The organism is Streptomyces sp. NBC_01537, from assembly GCF_045040445.1.
Taxonomy (GTDB): Bacteria; Actinomycetota; Actinomycetes; order Streptomycetales; family Streptomycetaceae; genus Actinacidiphila.
The window spans coordinates 5,935,446-5,954,685 of sequence record NZ_CP109392.1 but is presented as its reverse complement, the minus strand read 5'-3'; the positions used below and the strand labels follow the sequence as shown (position 1 = coordinate 5,954,685).

Sequence of the window (19,240 nt, the reverse complement as noted above, 5' to 3'; positions counted from 1 at the left end):
CGACCACCCCGTCAGGAGTTCCGTCGTGCTCATCACCGTCTCGCTCGTCTTCCTGTTCGGCGTCTTCCTCGCCCTGCTCATCAAGTTCAAGGCGCTCGGCTGCGGCACCGCGTTCGTCGCAGTGATGTTCGGCTTCTTCCTCGCCTCCACCGGCGCCGCCGGACCCGTGCGCGAACTCACCGCCGCCTGCATCACGGCCCTGTCCGACCTCACCTCATGACCGGGCCCCACCCCGCCGGGCGGATCACGCTCATGGCCGCCGGCGAACTGCGCGACGCCCTCGCCGCCCACCAGCGCGGCGACACCACCGCCGCCATCTACGGCCTCATGAGCATCGACGCCGACTCCTGGCAGGCCATCGAACAGCGCCTCGCCGCCCTGGGCGGCACCCTCGCCCAACTCCTCAGCCCGGAGGCCACCCCGTGAACGCCGACCTGATCGCCGCCGCCGTCCTGGGCGCGCCCGCCGCCGTGGTCGCCCCCGCCCTGGCGGTCGCGATGTACCGCACCCGCAAGGCCACCACCGACACCCTCGCCGCCCTCGCCGCCCACCACGCCGGCACCGCCACCCCGCCCACCGACGGCGGAGAGCCCCTGCCCGCACCGGAGTCCGGCCTGGCCCCCGTCATCCCCCTGCGCTCCCGCAACCGCGCCGCCTGATCCCGACAGGAGAAGCACGTTGACCAACCCCGACACCGACACCAACGCCCCGGCCGCCGAAGCGGCGTACACCGACGCACCGCCCATCATCGGCGAGATCAGCGAAGTACTGATCCTGTCCGGGCAGCTCGCCCGCCCCGGCGGACACACCCCGCAGGCCGTCCGGGAACAGCGGCTGCGCAAGGCCGCGCTGCTGGACCGCATCGCCCTGCAGGAAGCCGCCGACTACCCGCCCGCCACCGCCGCCATCAGCCTCGCCGCCACGGCCGCCGCCGCCCTCGCCCAATACGACAGCGAGCACGGCACCGGCACCGGACCCGTCGGCCCCAGCTCCCCGCAGTGGGAGCCCTGCCACCGGCCCTACGTCCGCCAGGAATACGCCACCTGGCACCAGCACCAGAGCTCCGCCCGGGGCGACCTGCCGTCTCGCCAAAGTCCGCAGGCCGCCCCGGTCTCCAGTCCTCAACAGACCTGATGGAGGTCTCCAGCATGACCCACCCCAACCCGGCGGTCACGCACACCGACACCATGACCATGTTCTGGCTGACCGCCCAGCCCGACGGCACTGCGGGCCTCACGGTGATCAGCCGCGACAGCAACGGCCGGCTCTGGCAGAGCGACTACCGCATGGACCCGCTGATGTCGTACGCCCTTCGCCTCGCCGTTCGGCGCGAACTCAACGACGTGCCCACCCCGCCGCCGGTCACCACAGAGGGGCTGCGCGCCACCCTCGCCGCACTCGCACAAGCAGCGAGCGCGGCATGAACAAACTTCTGCCCGGCGCCTTCCGGCGACACCTTCCCCGGCCGCGTGTGCTGGATCTGTTCTGCTGCTCCGGCGGTGCCGGGGCCGGCTTCGAGTGGGCCGGGTTCGACGTGGACGGCGTCGACGTCGTCGACCGGCCCCGCTACCCCTTCCGGTTCCACCAGGGCGACGCCCTCGAATACCTCGCCAGCCTCATCGCGTCCGGCGAGATTCGCCGGTACGCGTTCGTGCACGCCTCGCCGCCGTGCCAGGCTGGGTGCGCGCTCACTGTGGGCACCAACGCCGCCAACGGCTGGGGCGGCACCCACAACGACCTTGTCGCCCCCACCCGTGAGCTGCTGGACGCGACCGGCCTGCCGTACGTCATCGAGCAGCCCAACGGGCGCGCCAAGGTCCGCAAGGACATCACCCTGTGCGGCGAGATGTTCGGGCTCGCTGTGGTGCGGCACCGCAACTTCGAGTTGGGCGGCTGGACTGCGCCCCGGCCAGTGCATCCCAAGCACCGGGGGCGGGTGCGCGGTTGGCGGCACGGCGAGTACTTCGACGGCCCTTACGTCGCCGCCTACGGGTCCGGAGGCGGCAAAGCCACCGTTCCCGAGATGCAGCAGGCCATGGGCATCACGTGGACCGACGTGCGCGAAGAACTCACCGAAGCCATCCCACCCGCCTACACCGAATGGATCGGCCGCGCCTTCCTGGCTCGCCACGATGTGGCGGTGGCGGCATGAAGGGCCACCTGCGGACCGCCTTGGAGTTGGCAACCGGGGGCGTGCCGGTGCTGCCGCTGCGCGAGGGGAAAGTGCCGTTCGGGAACTGCCGCGCCTGTGCCGGCGGCGCCTGTGGCGGGCGCCCGAACATGAAGCGCGCGGGAGCGTGCCGTTGCCCGGCTGTGTGCCACGGCTGGGCGGCTGCCACAACCGACGCCAGGACGCTCACCTCCCGCGCGTGGGCTGTGGCGTGGCGGGAGGCCCGAGCGGTCGCCTACCACCCCGCAGGAGCCGGACTGACCGTCGTGGACCTGGACGACGCACAGGCCGTTGCGTGGGCGCGTACGAGCCTGCCGCCCACCAGGACGGTGCTCACCACCCGCGGGGAGCACTGGCTTTACCTGGGGGCGATGCGGTCGGCCAACGCGGTGCGGCCTGGCGTGGACATCAAGTCGCGTATGGCCTACGCCCGTTGGCTCGGGCCCGGCGCCGGCGCCATGGCGCGTCTGCCGTCTGCCGTCCTGGCCCTGGTCGCAGGGGAAGAGACCACCCCCGCCCCGGGGAGGGTGGTCTCTTCCGTCCCCGAGCGCGCCACATGGGATGCGGCCGTGGCCACCGGGTGCCGGCACACCGAGCGGTACGTGCGCACCGGCCTGGAACGGGGTGTGGCCCTGGTGCGCTCGCGCACCGATTCCGGTGCCGGCTCGCAGGCATTCGGGGTCGCTCAATTCCTGGCCAAGCAGCACGCACAGTGCCCCGGACCTTGCGGCCTGGACGCCCTTGGGCAGCAGATCATCGCCGCCGCCGTCTTGGTCGGTGTCCCCGAGGCGTACGCGGAACGGGCTGTCGCCAACGGTCTGGGCATCGGCACGGGGAGGGCGGCATGACCCCCTCGCCGGTCCCGCAGGACGCTACACCGGCCGCACCCCGCACGGCCGTGGGCGCGAAAGACGCCGCCCGTCAGGGCGTCCTTTCAGCGGTTCGCCCTGACCCGCAGGCCGGCGACGGCCGTACGCCCGTGGCGTGGTTGCACATCGTCGCGCCGCCGTCCTGGAGCGTCACGCCGTCGGGGCGGTCGTGGTGCCGGTGCGGCTGGGACCGCACCGCGATCGGCCGCGCCGCCGTCCAGCAGCTCATCGAGCAGCACAAGCAGCACCGCGACGCCTGCCCGCTGTTGCATCCGCAGGAAGGGAGCAAGGCCGCATGACCACACCGGACAACGACCTGTGGGCCGGGTTCGACCACCTGACCGCCGAGGACATCACCGGGCCTGTGTGGGACGAGCCCGTCCCCCTCAACGCCCGCCGGGAACTCCCCACCTTCCCCGTGGACGCCCTGCCCGCATGGCTGGGTGGCATGGTGGCGGCCGTCGCCGAAGAGACACAGACCCCCGTGGACCTGGCCGGGTGCCTGGCCCTGGCGGTGGTCGCCACCGCCGCCGGCGGCCGTGCCACCGTGTGTGTGCGGGGGAGTTGGCGCGAGCCGGTCAACCTCTACACCGCCGTGGCCCTGGAACCCGGCAACCGCAAGTCCGCGGTGTTCGCCCTCATGGTCCGCCCCCTGCTCGCCGCGGAGCGCACCCTGGTGGAACTGTCCGGCCCGCTGCGGGCCGAGGCCGAGACGACGGCACGTTTGGCCAAGGCCGCCGCTGACAAGGCCGCCGCCAAGGCCGCCAACGCCGAACCCGACAAGCGCGACCAGTACACCGCCGAAGCCATCAGCCTCGCCCAGACCGCCGACGAATACACGGTCCCCGCCCGCCCCCAGCTCGTCACCGACGACGTCACCCCCGAAAGCCTGGGCACTCTGCTGTACGAGCAGCGCGGCCGGGTCGCGGTGCTGTCCGCCGAGGGTGACATCTTCGACATCATCGCCGGCCGCTACAGCGGCAAGCCCAACCTCGGGATCTTCCTCAAGGGCCACGCTGGCGACATGGTCCGCGTCAACCGCATGGGCCGCGACCCCCAGCACATCGAAGCACCCGCCGTCACCATGGGCCTAGCCATCCAACCCGACGTCCTGGACTCCATCGGCCGTGTCGACGGAGCCGACGGCCGCGGGCTCCTGGCCCGCTTCCTGTACTCCAAACCCGCCTCCCTGGTCGGCCGCCGCAACCTCACCCCCGACCTCATCCCCGAACCCGTCGCCACCGCCTACACCCACCACCTCGCCGGCCTCACCCTGGCCCTGGCCGACTGGACCGACCCCGCCGTCCTCACCCTCACCCCCGAAGCCGACGCCGTCATGCTGGCCTACCAGCGCACCACCGAAGCCCGCATCGGCAAGGGCGGAAGCCTCCACCCGATCGTGAAGTGGGCCAGCAAACGCGACGGCGCGGTGGCCCGCATCGCCGGACTGCTCCACCTGGCCACCCACCCGGACACCGGCTGGACCCTGCCCATCGCCGCCGCCACCATGGCCGCCGCCACCCAGCTCGGGGACTACTTCACCGCCCACGCCCGCACCGTCTTCGACGCCATGGGCGCTGACCCCGCGCAGGACGCCGCCCACACCCTGCTGACCCATCTGCGGGAGAACCCCACGGCGGCGTTCACCAAGCGGGAGCTGTTCCGGGTGCTGTCCCGGGGCGACTTCCCCGCCATGACCGACCTGGACCCCGCCCTGGCCCTGCTGGAAGAACACGGCTGGATCCGCCAACAGCCCCCGCCCCCGCGCAGCGGACGCGGCGGCCGGCCACCCTCCCCCCGCTACGACACCCACCCCCGCCTCACCCCGCCCCGCGCCGCCTGACGGAAACCCCCAATCCGCTGACAGAACTGACAGAACCCCCCGCTTAGCGCTCTGAGCTGCGGAAACGTTCATGATCGCGGTTGTGACAATACCTCCGGAAACTCTGACAGAACCTCCGACCCCACAACCGGCCGCCAGGACACAACCCGGCGTCCGGAGGTTCTGTCAGAGTTTTTCGAGGTTTTGTCATGATCTTCGAAACGGTCATAACCACAGGTCAGAGCGCTAGCGGCGAGGTTCTGTCAGTTCTGTCAGTGCCACAGGGGGTTTCCGCACCCCGAGCACTCCCGCCACCGCTCAAGGAGAGCCGCATGGCAACCCCTCCCGCCATAGCCACACTCCGGGCTGGACTCCCCGACCGCTACCTCACCCCCGACGACATCGCCGAACTCTTCGACGTGCCCAAAGAGACCGTCTACCAGTGGCGCAGGAAGCGCACCGGCCCGCCCGGATTCCGCATCGGCAAACACATCCGCTACGACCCCGCCGCCGTTCAGCGCTACACCGCCGAACGCATGGCCGCCGACACCGCCCGCTGACCACCACCACGCCCCGCACTACCCGAGGGAGGGCCACCCCGTGGCCCTCCCTCCGTCGTCTCTAAGAAGGGACCACCCACCACATGGCCGGCCACATCCAAGACCGCTGGTACAGGACCGAGAACGGACCCGATGGCAAGCCGCATCGGGTGAAGAGCGACCGATACGGCACCGGCATGCGCTACCGCGCCCGGTACGCAGGCCCTGACGGCACCGAGAAGAATAAGTCCTTCCCCGACCGGCAGAAGCGCCTCGCCGAACAGTGGCTGACGCAGATCGCGGCGGACATGTCGCGCGGCTCGTACATCGACCCGCGCGCCGGCCGAGTCACCTTCCGGCAGTACGCGGAAAAGTGGCTTGCCAGTCACACGACCGACATCAACGGCCACGACGCGGCAGAGCGCCGCCTGAGGTTGCACGCTTTCCCGTACATCGGGACACGGCCGGTCGCGTCCTTTCAGCCGGGCCACATCCGGACGTGGCTGAGCGAACTGGCCAGCGCGGTTCCCGCCGCTTCCTACCGCAGGATCATCTTTGGTCTCGTCTCCGCCATCTTCAGCGCCGCCGTCGATGACACGCTCATCCCTCGTAATCCCTGCCTCGCCCGGTCGGTGCGGGGCCCCCAGCCCGACCCGAACCGGGTGGTCCCTTGGACCCCGGAGCAGGTATTCGCCGTGCGGACCGCACTGCCTGAGCGGTTTCGGGCGATGGTGGACGTTGGCGGCGGATGCGGCCTGCGGCAAGGCGAGATCTTCGGGCTACCAGTCGATGAAGTCGACTTCAACAGCGGTTGGCTGGCCGTGCGGGTGCAAGTCAAGCGCGTGCGGGGCAAGTTCGTCTTCGCCCCTCCGAAGCGCGGGAAGACTCGCGACGTGCCACTGTCCGGTGCCGTGGGCGCTGCCCTGCGCAAGCACATGGAGGGCTTCCCCCCAGTCGAGGTCACGCTTCCCTGGCTCAAGCCAGACGGGCCGCCGGTCACGAGGAAACTCATCTTCACGGGGCGCACCGGAGACAGCGTGCGGGCGAGCCACTTCGACGACCACCTGTGGAAGCGCGCACTCGTCTCCGCAGCGCTCATCCCGGCGCCCGAGCCGGGCGAGCGGCACGCGTCCGCCCGTGAGCACGGGATGCACGCCCTCAGACACTTCTACGCCTCGGTGTTGCTGGATGCGGGCGAGAGCATCCGGGCTCTGAGCACATACCTTGGGCACAGCGACCCCGGGTTCACGCTACGGGTGTACACGCACCTGATGCCCAGCAGTGAGGGCCGCACCCGCAAGGCGGTAGACAGCGTCTTTTACAACATCAGCCAGGCGCAAGACAGTTCCGATAGGCCAACAACTACATGAGGCGGCCCGGCCGGGAAATCCGGCCGGACCTCTAAAATTCTGCAGAGGATACAATACGCGCTGATCAGTTGCGCTCTTCTACCAGTCCCAGATTTACAGGATGCAGGGGAAAATCCCTACCTCGCCCGGTAACGGGAACATCGTGGTCGACGATTCGAATTGCCGCGCGACTCATCCAAACGCGACCCTCACCATGCAGAAAGAATCCAAAACTCACCGTAGCACCTTGCGCGGGAACATCGAGGACAACCTTACAGACCTCCCAGTCTTGAGTTCCAGAGACGTCCCTGCCATGCATGTCGTCGAACTCTACAGATTTCCGAGAGAGATCGTCGACACGCAAGAACAATCCTGCCGCCCTAACCACACCATCCACTTTTAGGGCAGCCGAAAACTCCACCCTCTCACCCAAGTACTCACCAGCCTGGAAGCTTTGAGCTAGAGACCCGTAGCCAGGAGCATTTGGAAGCGCGTAAATCTGAGCACTCACACATCCTCGATACAACACAACAGCATCTATCTTGTAGCGATAACACTCAGAACGAGATCCGAAAACATACCATCCCCACGGCAGATTTTCGGCCTGGTCATCGGCTTGACCAGGTCCATCAACACTCGCCAATATCTGTGTGATTTCCGCACGCGTCTTATCAATATCCGCTTCAAGTTTAAGCACCTCAACACGCACCTTCTTGCGAGTCGCAAAGAACGTTGTCACCACAACAAGGAGGCCACCAAGAATTGGAGCGACAGCCGAAGCCGCAGTTTCTGAGTTCACCTAGCGTCCCCTCTTTAGCCCAGGCAGATCGCTGCGCCGTCCCACGCACCGGTACATGTACCCGCCGCGGCGGCGGGGCTAAGCAACAACCCAGGAGTTCGTATGGAAGCGCTAGGTTGCGCTGGCTGAGGCTTCGCTCCGGAGTGGCCTGGCCCCACAGCCTCGTGGCGCCAGCCGGCTCAAGGGGCCCGAAGGTGTGCGGTCCCTAGGCCCACAGACGGCCCAGGGTCGCGGCGGAGTCGAGCGCAAAGCGTGTCGTTGCAGGTCAGGAGGCTAGATCGTCAGTTATTCGGTACTTCATCTACTTCTTCCCGCTGTACACGGGCATGACGATTCCGTACACGTCATGGCAGTCCCGGATGTGGCTGGACAGCTGGATCTAGCAGGGGTTCGACCACGACTACGGCGGGCCTCCGGGCCCGCCGCAGGCGCCCGGGGAGGAGCTGCGATCATCCTCAGATGCGGGAGATCGACGAGCTGACCAATGTGGACGATCCGGCTTGGCCGGTACTACAGGAGGCGGTCGCGTCAAGCGCCGTGCCTGTGCACGTACTGCCTGCCGACCCCGAGGGGGGCCGCCGATGTCTGCTGCAGATGCAGGTCACCGCGCGATCGATGCTCGGTGGCCTGGCTCTGAACAGCGGCGGCCTGGTCCTGGACAACGGGTGGGTGCGAGTGTTCGGCGGTGGCTCAGACGCGAGTGGCGGCCTGCCGAGCCTGGCCCAGGTCAATCGGTTCCCCGCTACCTTCGATCCCGCCTGGCATCCCGCTACGGGCCTCGTCGTCGGCCAGGACGTGCTCGGCGGGGTATTCGCGTTGAACGGTCATGATCCCGCGGCGGCGGACCGTCCCGGTGTCCCAGGGCAGATGATCTACTTCGCTCCCGACACACTGACTTGGGAGGCGATGGACATGGGCCATTCTGTGTGGGTCTCCTGGCTGCTGTCCGGCCGTCTGGAGACGTTCTACGACGGGCTGCGCTGGCACGGCTGGCGTGAGGAGGCTGCGGCCCTTGCCTTCTCGCAGGGGATCTCCGTGTATCCGTTCCTGTGGTCCAAGGAGGCCCACGCTGATCTCGCGGCCACGAGCCGGCGGGCCGTGCCGATGCGCGAGGTCCTCGGGGTCGCCGCCGATTTCGCCCGGCAGATGGGCCCAGCCGATCCGGGGTTCCTCGGCGACGTGTAAGGCAGTCGTCCGGTGCCGCTGAACTGCCCCTCTGAGCCGCCGAGTCCCCCCCCCCGGTAGTCCAAATTCCGGGCACACTGGCCGACATGCCCGTCTCGCTGCACCACATCGTCATCGACGCCCACGACCTGCCCGCCCTGGCCCGGTTCTGGGCTGAGGTGCTGAGCTGGCGGATCCTGTCCGAGCGGGAGCGGGAGGTCGTGATCGGGCCGGAGGAGACCGCGCCGGTGGGCATCTGCTTCATGCCGGTGACGGACCGTAAGGTCGTCAAGAACCGTCTGCACCTCGATCTGACGTCCTCGGCGGAGGACCGGGAGGCCGAGATCGAGCGCATCCTCGCGCTTGGAGCCCGCAGGGCGGACGTCGGGCAGAGCGGCAGCGAGTCGTGGACCGTGCTGGCCGATCCGGAGGGGAACGAGTTCTGCGTGGTCCGCCCGAAGGAAACCCTCATCGGGTAGAGGCGTACTAGACCTCGACCGACTCGCCCAGGGGGATGCGGGCGTAGTCGGTGCCGCCCTTCATGTCGAGCCAGCGGTCGAAGCCGTGGAGGCCGAGGTCGCTGAGCATGGCGTCGTGGATGGGGAAGGCGCGGGCGGGTTTGACGGCACGGGTGAACTCGATGGCCTCGCCGAGCTTGAGCCAGGGGCCGGAGGCGGGGACCAGGAGGGTGTCGACGGGCTCGGCGGGGACGAAGAGGGAGTCGCCGGGGTGGTAGAGGCCGTCGACGATGAAGCCGATGTTGGGGCAGCCGGGGAGGCCGTCGATGATGTCGGCGTGGGCGCCGCCGACGGCGCGGACGGAGAAGCCGGCGGCGGTGAAGGTGTCGCCGGGGGCGACGGGGATCACGCCGTCGCCGAGGGTGGCGGCGAGGGCGGGGTGGGTGTGGACGGTGAGGGCGGGGTTGCCGGCACGGGCCGCTTTGAGGTTGTCGACGTCGATGTGGTCGGCGTGCTCGTGGGTGATGAGGACGGCGGTGGCGCCGGACAGCGATTCCGGTTCGGAGTAGGTGCCCGGGTCGATGACGAGCACCCGGTCGCCGTCTTCGAGGCGGACGCAGGCATGGCCGTACTTCGTCAGACGCATCTGATCATTTTACGAGAGCCATCTGGCCGGTGTGGGCGAAGCCCTCGCGGATGAGGGCGGTGAGGCGTTCCTCGACGGTGTGGGTGTTGCCGAGGGTGGGGCTGACTACGGGACGGGTGAGGTCGTGGTCGGAGGCCGACAGCAGGTAGTGCTCTGCCAGTTCGTGGGTGGCGGCCTGGTAGGCGAGGAGGAGATCGAGAGAGGGCGCGCGGAAGGCGGCGGCCTGGGCCGGGGTGTGGCCGTAGCCGGTGTCGGAGGGGTCGGGGGCGCGGTGGAAGCGGGCGGCCCAGCCGGCGGAGAGCCAGAGTTGGGGGCGGGCGGTCAGTTCGGAGAGGTTGCGGTCCTGGCCTCGGGCGATGTGCCAGGCGAGCCAGGCCGCGTCTGGGGTGAGGGATTCGGCCAGGTCGGCGCGGATGCGGCGGAAGAGGGCCAGGGTGAGGGTCTGCCAGCCGGAGCCGGGCCCGGAGGTCATCGCAGGCCTACGCAGTCGTGCTGCCAGAAGGTCCGGGAGTAGACGAGGGTGCCGGTCATCCAGGGTTCGTACGCGGGCAGCCTGACGACCTGGAAGGCGGCGTCGGGGATGCGCAGCGAGGGCTTGCGGAAGCCGTGATCGCCGCCCGGGGTGAAGCCGAGGCGGGGGTAGTAGCCGGGGTCGCCCTCCAGGAAGACCAGGGGGACCTGGCGCTCGGTCAGGAGCCGGAGGCCCTCGCGGACCAGGGCCTGGCCGATGCCCTGCCGCTGGTGCGCGGGGGCGACGGCCAGCGGGCTGAGGACCTGGACGTCCAGAAGACGAAGCGGGGCGTCCAGGAGGGCGGGGGTGAACATCACGCTGCCCAGGATCCGGCCGGAGTCGGGGTCCTCGGCGACGAGGGAGAGCGTGGCCTCGGCCCGGAGGTCGTCGACGAGGCGGGCGACCACGGGGCCGTGGTCGTGTTCGCCGAAGGCGCGCAGGTGGACGTCGCGTACGGCGTCGTGGTCGGCGGGCTGCTCGTGGCGAAGGCGCATGGAAGGGGACGGTACGAGGACGGGACTGATGGCTCAACCGAGATTTCGTTTTTGCGTCTTCGACACCCTGTGCGTTGCCAGTGTGTATAGAGTGCGCTTACGTCACAGAGTTTTGAACACGTTCAAATAGTGGGCGTGGATCACGGGGAGGGGATCGGTGCCATGCGCCGCGGAGTGAAGACGGGGATCGTGGGCGGGGTGTTCGCCGCGATGGTGGGGACGGCGGGATACGGGGCGTACAACCTCTACAACGGCCTGACCGGGAGCAGCACATCCGCCGCGAAGCCCATAGCGACCGGGCCTCCGACGGCGACGGAGGTACGGGACACCGCGAAGGAGTTCCTGGCGGACTGGGCCACGGGGCAGCTGACGAAGGCGGCCCAGCTGACGAACAGCGCGGTGGTGGCCACCACCGCGCTGAACGACTACCAGACCAGGACCCTCGTGTCGGCGGTGAAGCTGACGCCGGGCACGCCGGTGGGCCGCAAGGTGCCGTTCGAGGTGACGGCGACGCTGTCCTACCAGGGCAAGAAGTCCACCTGGACGTACGACTCGGCACTGACGGTGACCCGGGGGCTGACGACCGGGCGCGCGCTCGTCGACTGGAAGGCGTCGGTGGTCCACCCGGAGCTGACGGAGGGCGAATATCTGGAGACGGGGCAGGGCCAGACCCCGACCCTGAACATCCTCGACCGCGACGGGAAGAGCATGGACCCGGACGACTTCCCGTCCCTGACCGATGTTTTCAGGCAGCTGCAGACCCGTTACGGGGCCAAACTCGGCGGCACGCCGGGCATCGAGACCTGGATCAACCCCAACAACGGCAGCAGCGACGCCGGCAAGACCCTGCACTTCATGACCAAGAGCAAGGGCGCCAAGCTCCGCACCACCTTGGACTCGGGCATCCAGGCGGCGGCGGAGAAGGCGGTCAAGACACGCTCCCAGTCCTCGGCGGTGGCGCTCCAGGCCAGTACGGGCAAGATCCTGGCCATCGCCAACAACCCGCCGACCGGCTTCAACACGGCCCTGCAGGGGCAGCTCGCACCGGGCTCGACCATGAAGATCATCACGGCCTCGACGCTGCTGGAGAAAGGCCTCGCCAGTCCCAGCGAGCCACTGGCGTGCCCGGCGACGACCAACTACGACCAGGGCCAGATCTTCCACAACTCGGAGCACACCTCGAACCTGCAGGCGACCTTCGCCGGTGACTTCGCCTCGTCCTGCAACACCGCCTTCATCTCCCTCACCGGCCGGATCAGCGACTCCGCCCTCACCACCGAGGCCCGCGACGTCTTCGGCATCGGCCCCGAGTGGAACACCGGCGTCTCGACCTTCGACGGCAGCGTCCCGGGCGGCAGCGGGGACGAGAAGGCCGCGGAGATGATCGGGCAGGGGAAGATCGAGATGAACCCGCTCAACATGGCGTCCATCGCCGCGACCGCCCGGACCGGCTACTTCCACCAGCCGGTGATCGTCGACCCCGATCTGATCGAGGGCACGATCGCGAAGTCCTCGCGCCCTCTGAACGCCACCGCCGCACAGCAGTTGCGCACGATGATGCACCTCACCGCCACCAGCGGCACGGCGGCGCCCGCGATGCGCGGCGTCCACGGGACGTACGTCGGCGCCAAGACCGGCTCGGCGGAGGTCGGCGGCCAGGACAAGCCCAACGGCTGGCTCACCGCGTACCGCGACGACGTGGCGGCGGCGGGCGTCGTCCAGCAGGGCGGGCACGGCGTGGACTCGGCGGGGCCGATCGTGGCAGCGATCCTGAAGGCCTCGTAGCCGTCGGCGTACTCCGTAAGTCGTTGGCGTGGCCATGGTCCCGGTCGATAGCGTCGGGATCATGGCCGTACGCGCGTTCTCCCCGATCCCCGGACAGCGCGGCGCCGCGTGACGCCGCTCATAGCCTGCGCCGTACTGGTCGCAGCGGTCACCCATGCCGGCTGGAACGCCATCGCGCACGGCATCAAGGACCAGCTCGTCGCCTTCACGCTCGTCGAGACCGGCGGCATGCTCTGCGGGCTGCTGCTGGCCTGCTTCGCACCGCTGCCGGCGGCGGAGGCGTGGCCGTATCTGATCGGCTCGGTGGCGATCCACATCGCCTACATGTGCCTGCTGATGCAGTCGTTCCGGCTGGGCGACTTCGGCCAGGTCTACCCGATCGCGCGCGGCATCGCGCCCCTGGTGGTGACCGTCCTGGCCGCCGTCTTCGTCGGCGAGGTGCCGGGGTCGTGGCAGACGGCCGGGGTGGTCGTCGCCTCGGCGGGGCTGGGCGGCGTCGCGCTGTGGGGGATGCGCGGCAGCCAGGGACAGGGGCTCGCCGTGCTGGCCGCGGTGGGCACGGGGCTGACGATCGCGGCGTACACGGTGGTGGACGGGGTGGGCGTACGGGCGTCGGGGACGTCGCTCGGGTACACGGCCTGGCTGCTGCTGATCATGGGCGTGCTGCTCCCGGCGGGCGCGTTCGCGGTGCGAGGACGCCAACTGGGGGCACAGCTGCGGCCGGTGGCGGTACGGGGGCTGCTGGGCGGCGTGCTGTCGGTGTTCGCGTACGGGCTGGTGCTGTGGGCGCAGACGCGGGCCGAGCTGGCGCCGGTGGCGGCGCTGCGGGAGACCTCGATCATCGCGGGGGCGGTGATCGGGGCGGTGCTGTTCAAGGAGCGGTTCGGGGCACCGCGGGTCGTCGCGGCGGCGCTGGTGGTGGCGGGGATCGGGCTGATGTTGCACGGAGGATGAGCGCCTCCCGTGCAACATCAGCCCCTGCTACCTACGCCACGCTCTCCTCGATGTCCGCGACCACCGACAGCGGGGCCCGTTCCACGACCTCGAACGCGCTCTCGGTGACCGCGACCCGCCCGCCGAGCCAGGGCTCGGCCAGGGCCCCGGTGGAGCCGGAGAGCAGCAGACGCACCGCCGCCCAGGGGAGGTTGACGCCGGTGTAGGCGGTCTGGAAGATCCCGGCGGAGGGCCTGGGGTTGGCTTCCAGGAGCACCGGTCTGCCGTTCCAGTGCCGGAGTTGGACGTTGGAGAGGTAGGACAGCCCGAAGTGGCCGACGACGTCGCGGGCGATGTCGACGTACGTCGGGTCGTCCAGGACGATGCGGTAACGGCCCTGCTTGGCGCGGGCGATGCCGGTGAGGAGGGTGCCGCCGGGGGTGGAGAGGCAGTCGACGCTGACCTCGGGGCCGGTCAGATAGGGCATGACGATGAGCTTGGGGACGTGCTCGCCCTCGTCCGCCGCGCGGGTCAGCGCGTCCGCGACGGCGGCGACGGAGGCGACCGGACGGGGCGGGGCCAGCAGGTCCTTGATGTTGAGCGGGCTGTCGTCGAGGATGCGGAACCCGAACGCGGAGTACTCCCCGGCGGGCTTGATGCAGGCGGTGTCGCCATTGGCGGTGATCTCGCCGACGGCAGCACGCAGCCCGGCCGCGTCGCGGACGACCCGCCACTCGGGAACCGGGATGCCGGCCTCGCGGGCGGCTTCGTACGCACGGTTCTTGCTGGTCAGGGTGGCGATGGAGGCGGGCGGGGAGCACATCAGCTTGGTGCCGATGGCGGCGAAGTCCTCGGCGTGGGGGGCGAGGGCGTCCAGGCGCCGGGGCGGGATCAGGACGTCGATGGAATGCCGGCGGGCGAAGTCGAGGGCGAACTCGGCGTAGGCGTCGTTGCTGACGTGGCGTGGCTCGACGGCGCCGACGTCGGCGGCCATCAGCGCGGGCGCCGAGGCGTCCACGTTGGAAGCGTAGGTGCGAACGGGTGCTGCTTCCGGGTTGTTGCGCAGCATCCGCATTACCTCGGTGGTGGCCACTCCTGCGCTGCTGAGCCAAATGCGAATGGCGATCGCGAGCTCCCCTCGTCCCCAGAGCATGATCAGATGTAAAGCGGATGTTAGCCGTATCGCATTGCGGTGACGTTTCAACCGTGGGAGCGCTGGGGAAGCCCCGTTTCCTTCTCCCCCGGCTCTTGTCCCGCTCTTGTCCGCTCTCACCACTCGCCTGCTTACCGGCCGGTAGCGTAGCGTTCCCCCACACACGTCGGAGTGAGAAGGGCGGCACCCCCATGGCGCTGGACGCGGACGTCATCGTCGTCGGAGGCGGACTGGCCGGACTGGTCGCTACGGCCGAGCTGGCCGACGCGGGCCGGAAGGTGATCCTGCTCGACCAGGAGCCCGAGGCCTCCCTCGGCGGACAGGCCTTCTGGTCCTTCGGCGGCCTCTTCCTCGTCGACTCGCCGGAACAGCGCCGCATGCGCATCAAGGACAGCCGCGACCTCGCCCTCCAGGACTGGCTCGGCACCGCCGGCTTCGACCGCGACGAGGACAACTGGCCCCGCCAATGGGCCGAGGCCTACGTCGACTTCGCCGCCGGCGAGAAGCGGAGCTGGCTGCACGCGCAGGGCGTCCGCTTCTTCCCCGTCGTCGGCTGGGCCGAGCGCGGCGGCTTCCTCGCCACCGGCCCCGGCAACTCCGTCCCCCGCTTCCACGTCACCTGGGGCACCGGCCCCGGCGTCGTCGCCCCCTTCGAACGCCGCGTACGCGAGGCCGTCGCCCGGGGCCGGGTCGAACTGCGCTTCCGCCACCGGGTCACTGCGTTGACCACCACCGACGGCACGGTCACCGGGGTCTCCGGCGAGGTCCTCGTGCCCAGTTCCGCCGCGCGCGGCGAGGGCAGCTCGCGCGAGGTGGCCGGCGACTTCGCGCTCTCCGCCCAGGCCGTCGTCATCACCTCCGGCGGCATCGGCGGCAACCACGACCTCGTACGCGCCAACTGGCCCGCCCGCCTCGGCACCCCGCCGGAGAAGCTGCTCTCCGGCGTCCCGGCTCATGTGGACGGCCTGATGCTCGGCATCGCCGAGTCCGCCGGCGCGCATCACATCAACCGCGACCGCATGTGGCACTACACCGAGGGCATCGAGAACTGGAACCCCATCTGGGCCAAGCACGGCATCCGCATCCTCCCCGGGCCTTCCTCCCTCTGGCTCGACGCCACCGGCAAGCGGCTGCCCGTCCCGAACTTCCCCGGCTTCGACACGCTCGGCACGCTGGAGCACATCATGGGGACCGGGCACGAATACACATGGTTCGTGCTCACCCAGAAGATCATCGAGAAGGAGTTCGCGCTCTCCGGCTCCGAGCAGAATCCGGACCTCACGGGAAAGAGCGTGCGCGAGGTGCTCAAGCGCGCCCTGCCCGGCGCGCCCGGGCCCGTCGAGGCCTTCAAGCAGCACGGCGTCGACTTCGTCGTGGAGAAGGACCTCGCTGCCTTGGTGCGCGGCATGAACGCGCTCACCAAGGACGGGCTCATCGACGAGGCCGACCTCCGGCGCGAGATCGAGGCCCGCGACCGTGAGATCGCCAACCCCTTCACCAAGGACCTCCAGGTCACGGCCATCCGCGGCGCCCGCAACTACCTCGGCGACAAGCTGATCCGCACCGCCTCCCCGCACCGCATCCTCGACCCCAAGGCGGGGCCGCTCATCGCCGTACGGCTCAACATCCTCACCCGGAAGTCCCTGGGCGGGCTCGAGACCGACCTCGACGGCCGCGTACTGCGCGCCGACGGCGAGCCCCTCTCCGGCGTGTACGCCGCCGGCGAAGCGGCCGGCTTCGGCGGTGGGGGCGTCCACGGCTACCGGTCCCTTGAGGGCACGTTCTTGGGTGGCTGCATCTTCTCCGGCCGGACGGCCGGGCGGGCGGCGGCCCGGGCTACCGCGTAGGTGCCGTCTGCCATGGCTGGCGGTCCGTCCTCAATCGGTGCCGTTGGTCGGGGTTGCTGGTTCCGTCCTCAATCGCCGGACGGGCTGGGTTGGCCGTGGGGTCGGGGGCGCCTGCCGGGGTCTCTCTCCTCGGCGCTCGCGACTCTGGTCGACCCAGTCCCTACCCGGGATCCTCGCTCGTCGCCTGCGGGAGAACCCCTCCACCGCCCCCGCCCGGCCCAAGGGGAGGTGGGCGGTGCCCCCGGGTCGGCGGCCGGAGGCCGGCGCAGCGGTCCGAAGCCAGCGAAGCGCCCGCGAGGACCGCGCAGGAGGATAGGGGCCCTCGCTCGTCGCCTGCGGGAGAACCCCTCCACCACCCCCGCCCGACCGGAAGGGCAATCTTCAGCCCGTCCGGGCTTGAGGACCTGTACCCCCACCGGCCGGTGGCCGCGAGCAGGCCGAAGGGGACGGTGGAGGGATGCGCCCGGAAGCGACGAGCGAGGATCCCGGGCACGAATCGGGTCGACCCAAGTCGCGAGCGCTGAGGACGCAGTCCCGGCAGGCGGCCCCGACCAGACCACAACGGCAGGCGCACACCGGCCAACCCAGCCCGTCCGGCGCTTGAGGACGGAACCAGCAACCACGGCCGAGGGCAACGCAACGGCGCCCTCCAAACACGGCACCGCCCCGCGGCGCACGCACGTCGTGCGTAAGGCATTGACATGGGCGAGACACACCTTAACCATGGGAGCGCTCCCATCATTAAGGGCATGTAACTGAACGACGCACTCCGGCACAACTCCCTTCACCGCACGGAGGCAAGGACATGAGAAACGCTCCCCCACCACGCCGCCGAACAGCCGCATTAGCCGTTGGGGCGATGCTGGCCGTCGCGGCCGGCGCAGGCGCCGCGTTCACCGGGACGGCCTCGGCCGCGGATCCGGGATGCACGGTGGCGTATACGGTGCAGAACCAGTGGAACACCGGCTTCACGGCCGCGGTGACGGTGACGAACACCGGCCCCGCGGTGACGTCGTGGGAGCTGAAGTGGTCGTTCGGCAGCGGGCAGACGGTCACCAACTACTGGAGTACGGATCTGACGCAGTCCGGCGCGGCGGTGTCCGCGAAGAACCTGTCGTGGAACGGGGCGCTGGCGACCGGCGGGGCTGCGAACTTCGGGTTCAACGCGTCGTACAGCGGCACGAACACCTCGCCGACGGCGTTCACTCTCAACGGCGTGGCATGCAACGGCGGCGGAGCCACGTCGACACCGACGACGACACCCACGACGACACCGACGACAACGCCCACCGCCACCCCCACGACGACGCCGCCCACCACCACGAAGGCCGACAACCCGTACGCGGGGGCGAATGTCTACGTGAACCCGGAGTGGTCGGCGAAGGCCGCCGCCGAGCCGGGCGGGAGCGCGATATCGAACCAGCCGACAGCGGTCTGGCTGGACCGGATCGCCGCGATCAACGGTGTGAGCGGCGGGATGGGCCTGCGTGCCCACCTGGACGCCGCACTGGCGCAGAAGGTGGCGGGCAAGGACGAGGTCGTGCAGCTGGTCGTGTACGACCTGCCGGGCCGGGACTGCGCGGCGCTCGCGTCGAACGGTGAGCTGGGGCCGACGGAACTGCCGCGGTACAAGAGCGAGTTCATCGACCCGATCGCGGCGATCCTGGCGGACTCGAAGTACGCGTCGCTGCGCATCGTGACCGTCATCGAGATCGACTCGATCCCGAACCTGGTCACCAATATCGCCGGCCGGCCGACGGACGTGCCCGCCTGCGACACGATGAAGGCGAACGGCAACTACGTGAACGGCGTCGGGTACGCCCTCGCCAAGCTGGGCGCGATCTCCAACGTCTACAACTACCTGGACGTCGGCCACCACGGCTGGCTCGGCTGGGACGACAACTTCGCCCCGGCGGCGGCCCTGCTCTACCAGACCGCCAACGCCTCCGGCGCGACCGTCAACGACGTCACCGGTTTCATCTCCAACACCGCCAACTACGGCGCGCTGACCGAGCCGTACTTCACGATCAACGACACCGTGAACGGCACCTCGGTCCGGCTGTCCAAGTGGGTGGACTACAACCGCTACGTCGATGAGCAGTCCTACGCCCAGGCGTTCCGCCAGCAGCTCATCACCGCCGGATTCAACTCCAATATCGGCATGCTGATCGACACCTCCCGCAACGGCTGGGGCGGCACCGCGCGGCCCACCGCCGCCGGCCCGACCACCAGCGTGGACGCCTACGTGGACGGTGGCCGCACCGACCGCCGGATCCACCTCGGCAACTGGTGCAACCAGTCCGGGGCGGGACTCGGCGAGCGCCCGAAGGCGGCTCCGGCCGCCGGGATCGACGCGTACGTGTGGGCGAAGCCGCCGGGTGAGTCGGACGGCTCCAGCAGCGCCATCGCCAATGACGAGGGCAAGGGCTTCGACCGGATGTGCGACCCGACGTACACCGGCAACGCCCGCAACGGCAACAGCCTGTCGGGCGCGCTGCCGAACGCCCCGCTCTCCGGGCACTGGTTCTCCGCCCAGTTCCAGGAGCTGCTGAAGAACGCGTACCCGGCGCTGTAAGCGTGTAGGCGGCAGTCGGTGTACGTAGCGGGTGCGGCACCCTGGCCCGGGGTGCCGCACCTGCTTTTACGCGACTGTCACAGCCCCCGCCCCCGGCTCCCCGGGGAACCGGTGCACCATGGAGGG

The 19,240-nt window shown here is 69.7% G+C and carries 22 protein-coding genes; 17 read left to right on the top strand and 5 right to left on the bottom strand.

Annotated features, from left to right (window positions below; translation table 11 throughout):
• The first annotated feature begins 25 nt into the window (after window positions 1–25).
• The 11 genes from OG607_RS27490 (at window position 26) to OG607_RS27440 (ending at window position 6,770) form a co-directional block, all read left to right on the top strand.
• Entirely contained in the window at window positions 26–220 is a 195-nt protein-coding gene (locus OG607_RS27490; RefSeq protein WP_405728886.1) for a hypothetical protein, read from the top strand.
• Entirely contained in the window at window positions 217–426 is a 210-nt protein-coding gene (locus OG607_RS27485; protein ID WP_405728883.1) for a hypothetical protein, read from the top strand. Before OG607_RS27490 ends, OG607_RS27485 begins: the two co-directional genes overlap by 4 nt.
• Window positions 423–659: a hypothetical protein gene (locus tag OG607_RS27480; RefSeq protein ID WP_405728880.1), complete on the top strand. Its 237-nt coding sequence runs from the start codon at window positions 423–425 to the stop codon at window positions 657–659. Before OG607_RS27485 ends, OG607_RS27480 begins: the two co-directional genes overlap by 4 nt.
• A gap of 19 nt (window positions 660–678) precedes the next feature.
• Entirely contained in the window at window positions 679–1,134 is a 456-nt protein-coding gene (locus OG607_RS27475; protein WP_405728877.1) for a hypothetical protein, read from the top strand.
• A 14-nt stretch (window positions 1,135–1,148) separates the two neighbouring features.
• Entirely contained in the window at window positions 1,149–1,424 is a 276-nt protein-coding gene (locus OG607_RS27470) for a hypothetical protein (protein ID WP_405728874.1), read from the top strand.
• Window positions 1,421–2,152 (top strand): DNA methylase, encoded by a 732-nt coding sequence (locus tag OG607_RS27465; protein WP_405728871.1) that lies wholly within the window; start codon window positions 1,421–1,423, stop codon window positions 2,150–2,152. The genes OG607_RS27470 and OG607_RS27465 overlap by 4 nt, the downstream gene beginning before the upstream one ends.
• Window positions 2,149–3,018, top strand: coding sequence for a bifunctional DNA primase/polymerase (locus OG607_RS27460; RefSeq protein WP_405728868.1), 870 nt, complete (start codon window positions 2,149–2,151; stop codon window positions 3,016–3,018). The genes OG607_RS27465 and OG607_RS27460 overlap by 4 nt, the downstream gene beginning before the upstream one ends.
• Window positions 3,015–3,338, top strand: coding sequence for a hypothetical protein (locus tag OG607_RS27455; RefSeq protein ID WP_405728865.1), 324 nt, complete (start codon window positions 3,015–3,017; stop codon window positions 3,336–3,338). Before OG607_RS27460 ends, OG607_RS27455 begins: the two co-directional genes overlap by 4 nt.
• On the top strand, window positions 3,335–4,882 hold the full coding sequence (locus OG607_RS27450; protein WP_405728862.1) for a YfjI family protein: 1,548 nt from the start codon (window positions 3,335–3,337) through the stop codon (window positions 4,880–4,882). The genes OG607_RS27455 and OG607_RS27450 overlap by 4 nt, the downstream gene beginning before the upstream one ends.
• A gap of 311 nt (window positions 4,883–5,193) precedes the next feature.
• Window positions 5,194–5,421 carry a helix-turn-helix domain-containing protein gene (locus OG607_RS27445; protein WP_405728859.1) on the top strand — a complete coding sequence of 76 codons (228 nt, stop codon included), beginning with the start codon at window positions 5,194–5,196 and terminating at the stop codon, window positions 5,419–5,421.
• 83 nt (window positions 5,422–5,504) lie between these two features.
• The gene (locus tag OG607_RS27440) at window positions 5,505–6,770 is read left to right on the top strand and encodes a tyrosine-type recombinase/integrase (RefSeq protein WP_405728856.1); all 1,266 of its coding nucleotides are present in this window, start codon (window positions 5,505–5,507) and stop codon (window positions 6,768–6,770) included.
• Window positions 6,771–6,834: 64 nt separating this feature from the next.
• Here OG607_RS27440 and OG607_RS27435 read toward each other — a convergent pair whose 3' ends face one another.
• A complete protein-coding gene (locus OG607_RS27435) occupies window positions 6,835–7,548 on the bottom strand; it encodes a hypothetical protein (RefSeq protein WP_405728853.1) in 714 nt (237 codons plus the stop codon).
• Window positions 7,549–8,007: 459 nt separating this feature from the next.
• Between OG607_RS27435 and OG607_RS27430 the strand changes: the two genes are divergently transcribed.
• Together OG607_RS27430 and OG607_RS27425 are read left to right on the top strand one after the other, a co-directional pair.
• Complete coding sequence (locus OG607_RS27430) at window positions 8,008–8,733, top strand: DUF2625 domain-containing protein (protein WP_405728850.1); 726 nt, start codon at window positions 8,008–8,010, stop codon at window positions 8,731–8,733.
• Between the two features lie 86 nt (window positions 8,734–8,819).
• Window positions 8,820–9,191: a VOC family protein gene (locus OG607_RS27425; protein ID WP_405728847.1), complete on the top strand. Its 372-nt coding sequence runs from the start codon at window positions 8,820–8,822 to the stop codon at window positions 9,189–9,191.
• Between the two features lie 7 nt (window positions 9,192–9,198).
• Here the strand turns inward: OG607_RS27425 and OG607_RS27420 are convergent, their stop codons facing one another.
• Genes OG607_RS27420 through OG607_RS27410 form a run of 3 tightly spaced genes read right to left on the bottom strand, consistent with a single transcriptional unit; the run spans window position 9,199 to window position 10,821 of the window.
• The gene (locus tag OG607_RS27420; protein ID WP_405728844.1) at window positions 9,199–9,816 is read right to left on the bottom strand and encodes an MBL fold metallo-hydrolase; all 618 of its coding nucleotides are present in this window, start codon (window positions 9,814–9,816) and stop codon (window positions 9,199–9,201) included.
• Window positions 9,817–9,820: 4 nt separating this feature from the next.
• A complete protein-coding gene (locus OG607_RS27415; protein ID WP_405728841.1) occupies window positions 9,821–10,288 on the bottom strand; it encodes a DinB family protein in 468 nt (155 codons plus the stop codon).
• Window positions 10,285–10,821: a GNAT family N-acetyltransferase gene (locus tag OG607_RS27410; protein WP_405728838.1), complete on the bottom strand. Its 537-nt coding sequence runs from the start codon at window positions 10,819–10,821 to the stop codon at window positions 10,285–10,287. Before OG607_RS27410 ends, OG607_RS27415 begins: the two co-directional genes overlap by 4 nt.
• 162 nt (window positions 10,822–10,983) lie before the next feature.
• On the opposite strand from OG607_RS27410, the gene OG607_RS27405 reads away from it, so the two are divergent.
• Complete coding sequence (locus tag OG607_RS27405; protein WP_405728835.1) at window positions 10,984–12,606, top strand: penicillin-binding transpeptidase domain-containing protein; 1,623 nt, start codon at window positions 10,984–10,986, stop codon at window positions 12,604–12,606.
• A 108-nt stretch (window positions 12,607–12,714) separates the two neighbouring features.
• Window positions 12,715–13,560, top strand: a complete 846-nt coding sequence (locus OG607_RS27400) for an EamA family transporter (RefSeq protein ID WP_405728832.1) — start codon at window positions 12,715–12,717, stop codon at window positions 13,558–13,560.
• 31 nt (window positions 13,561–13,591) lie between these two features.
• Here the strand turns inward: OG607_RS27400 and OG607_RS27395 are convergent, their stop codons facing one another.
• Window positions 13,592–14,692, bottom strand: coding sequence for an ATP-grasp domain-containing protein (locus tag OG607_RS27395; protein ID WP_405728829.1), 1,101 nt, complete (start codon window positions 14,690–14,692; stop codon window positions 13,592–13,594).
• 191 nt (window positions 14,693–14,883) lie between these two features.
• On the opposite strand from OG607_RS27395, the gene OG607_RS27390 reads away from it, so the two are divergent.
• Window positions 14,884–16,539, top strand: a complete 1,656-nt coding sequence (locus OG607_RS27390) for an FAD-binding dehydrogenase (RefSeq protein WP_405728826.1) — start codon at window positions 14,884–14,886, stop codon at window positions 16,537–16,539.
• A gap of 805 nt (window positions 16,540–17,344) precedes the next feature.
• Entirely contained in the window at window positions 17,345–19,114 is a 1,770-nt protein-coding gene (locus OG607_RS27385; protein ID WP_405728823.1) for a glycoside hydrolase family 6 protein, read from the top strand.
• Window positions 19,115–19,240 lie beyond the last annotated feature (126 nt).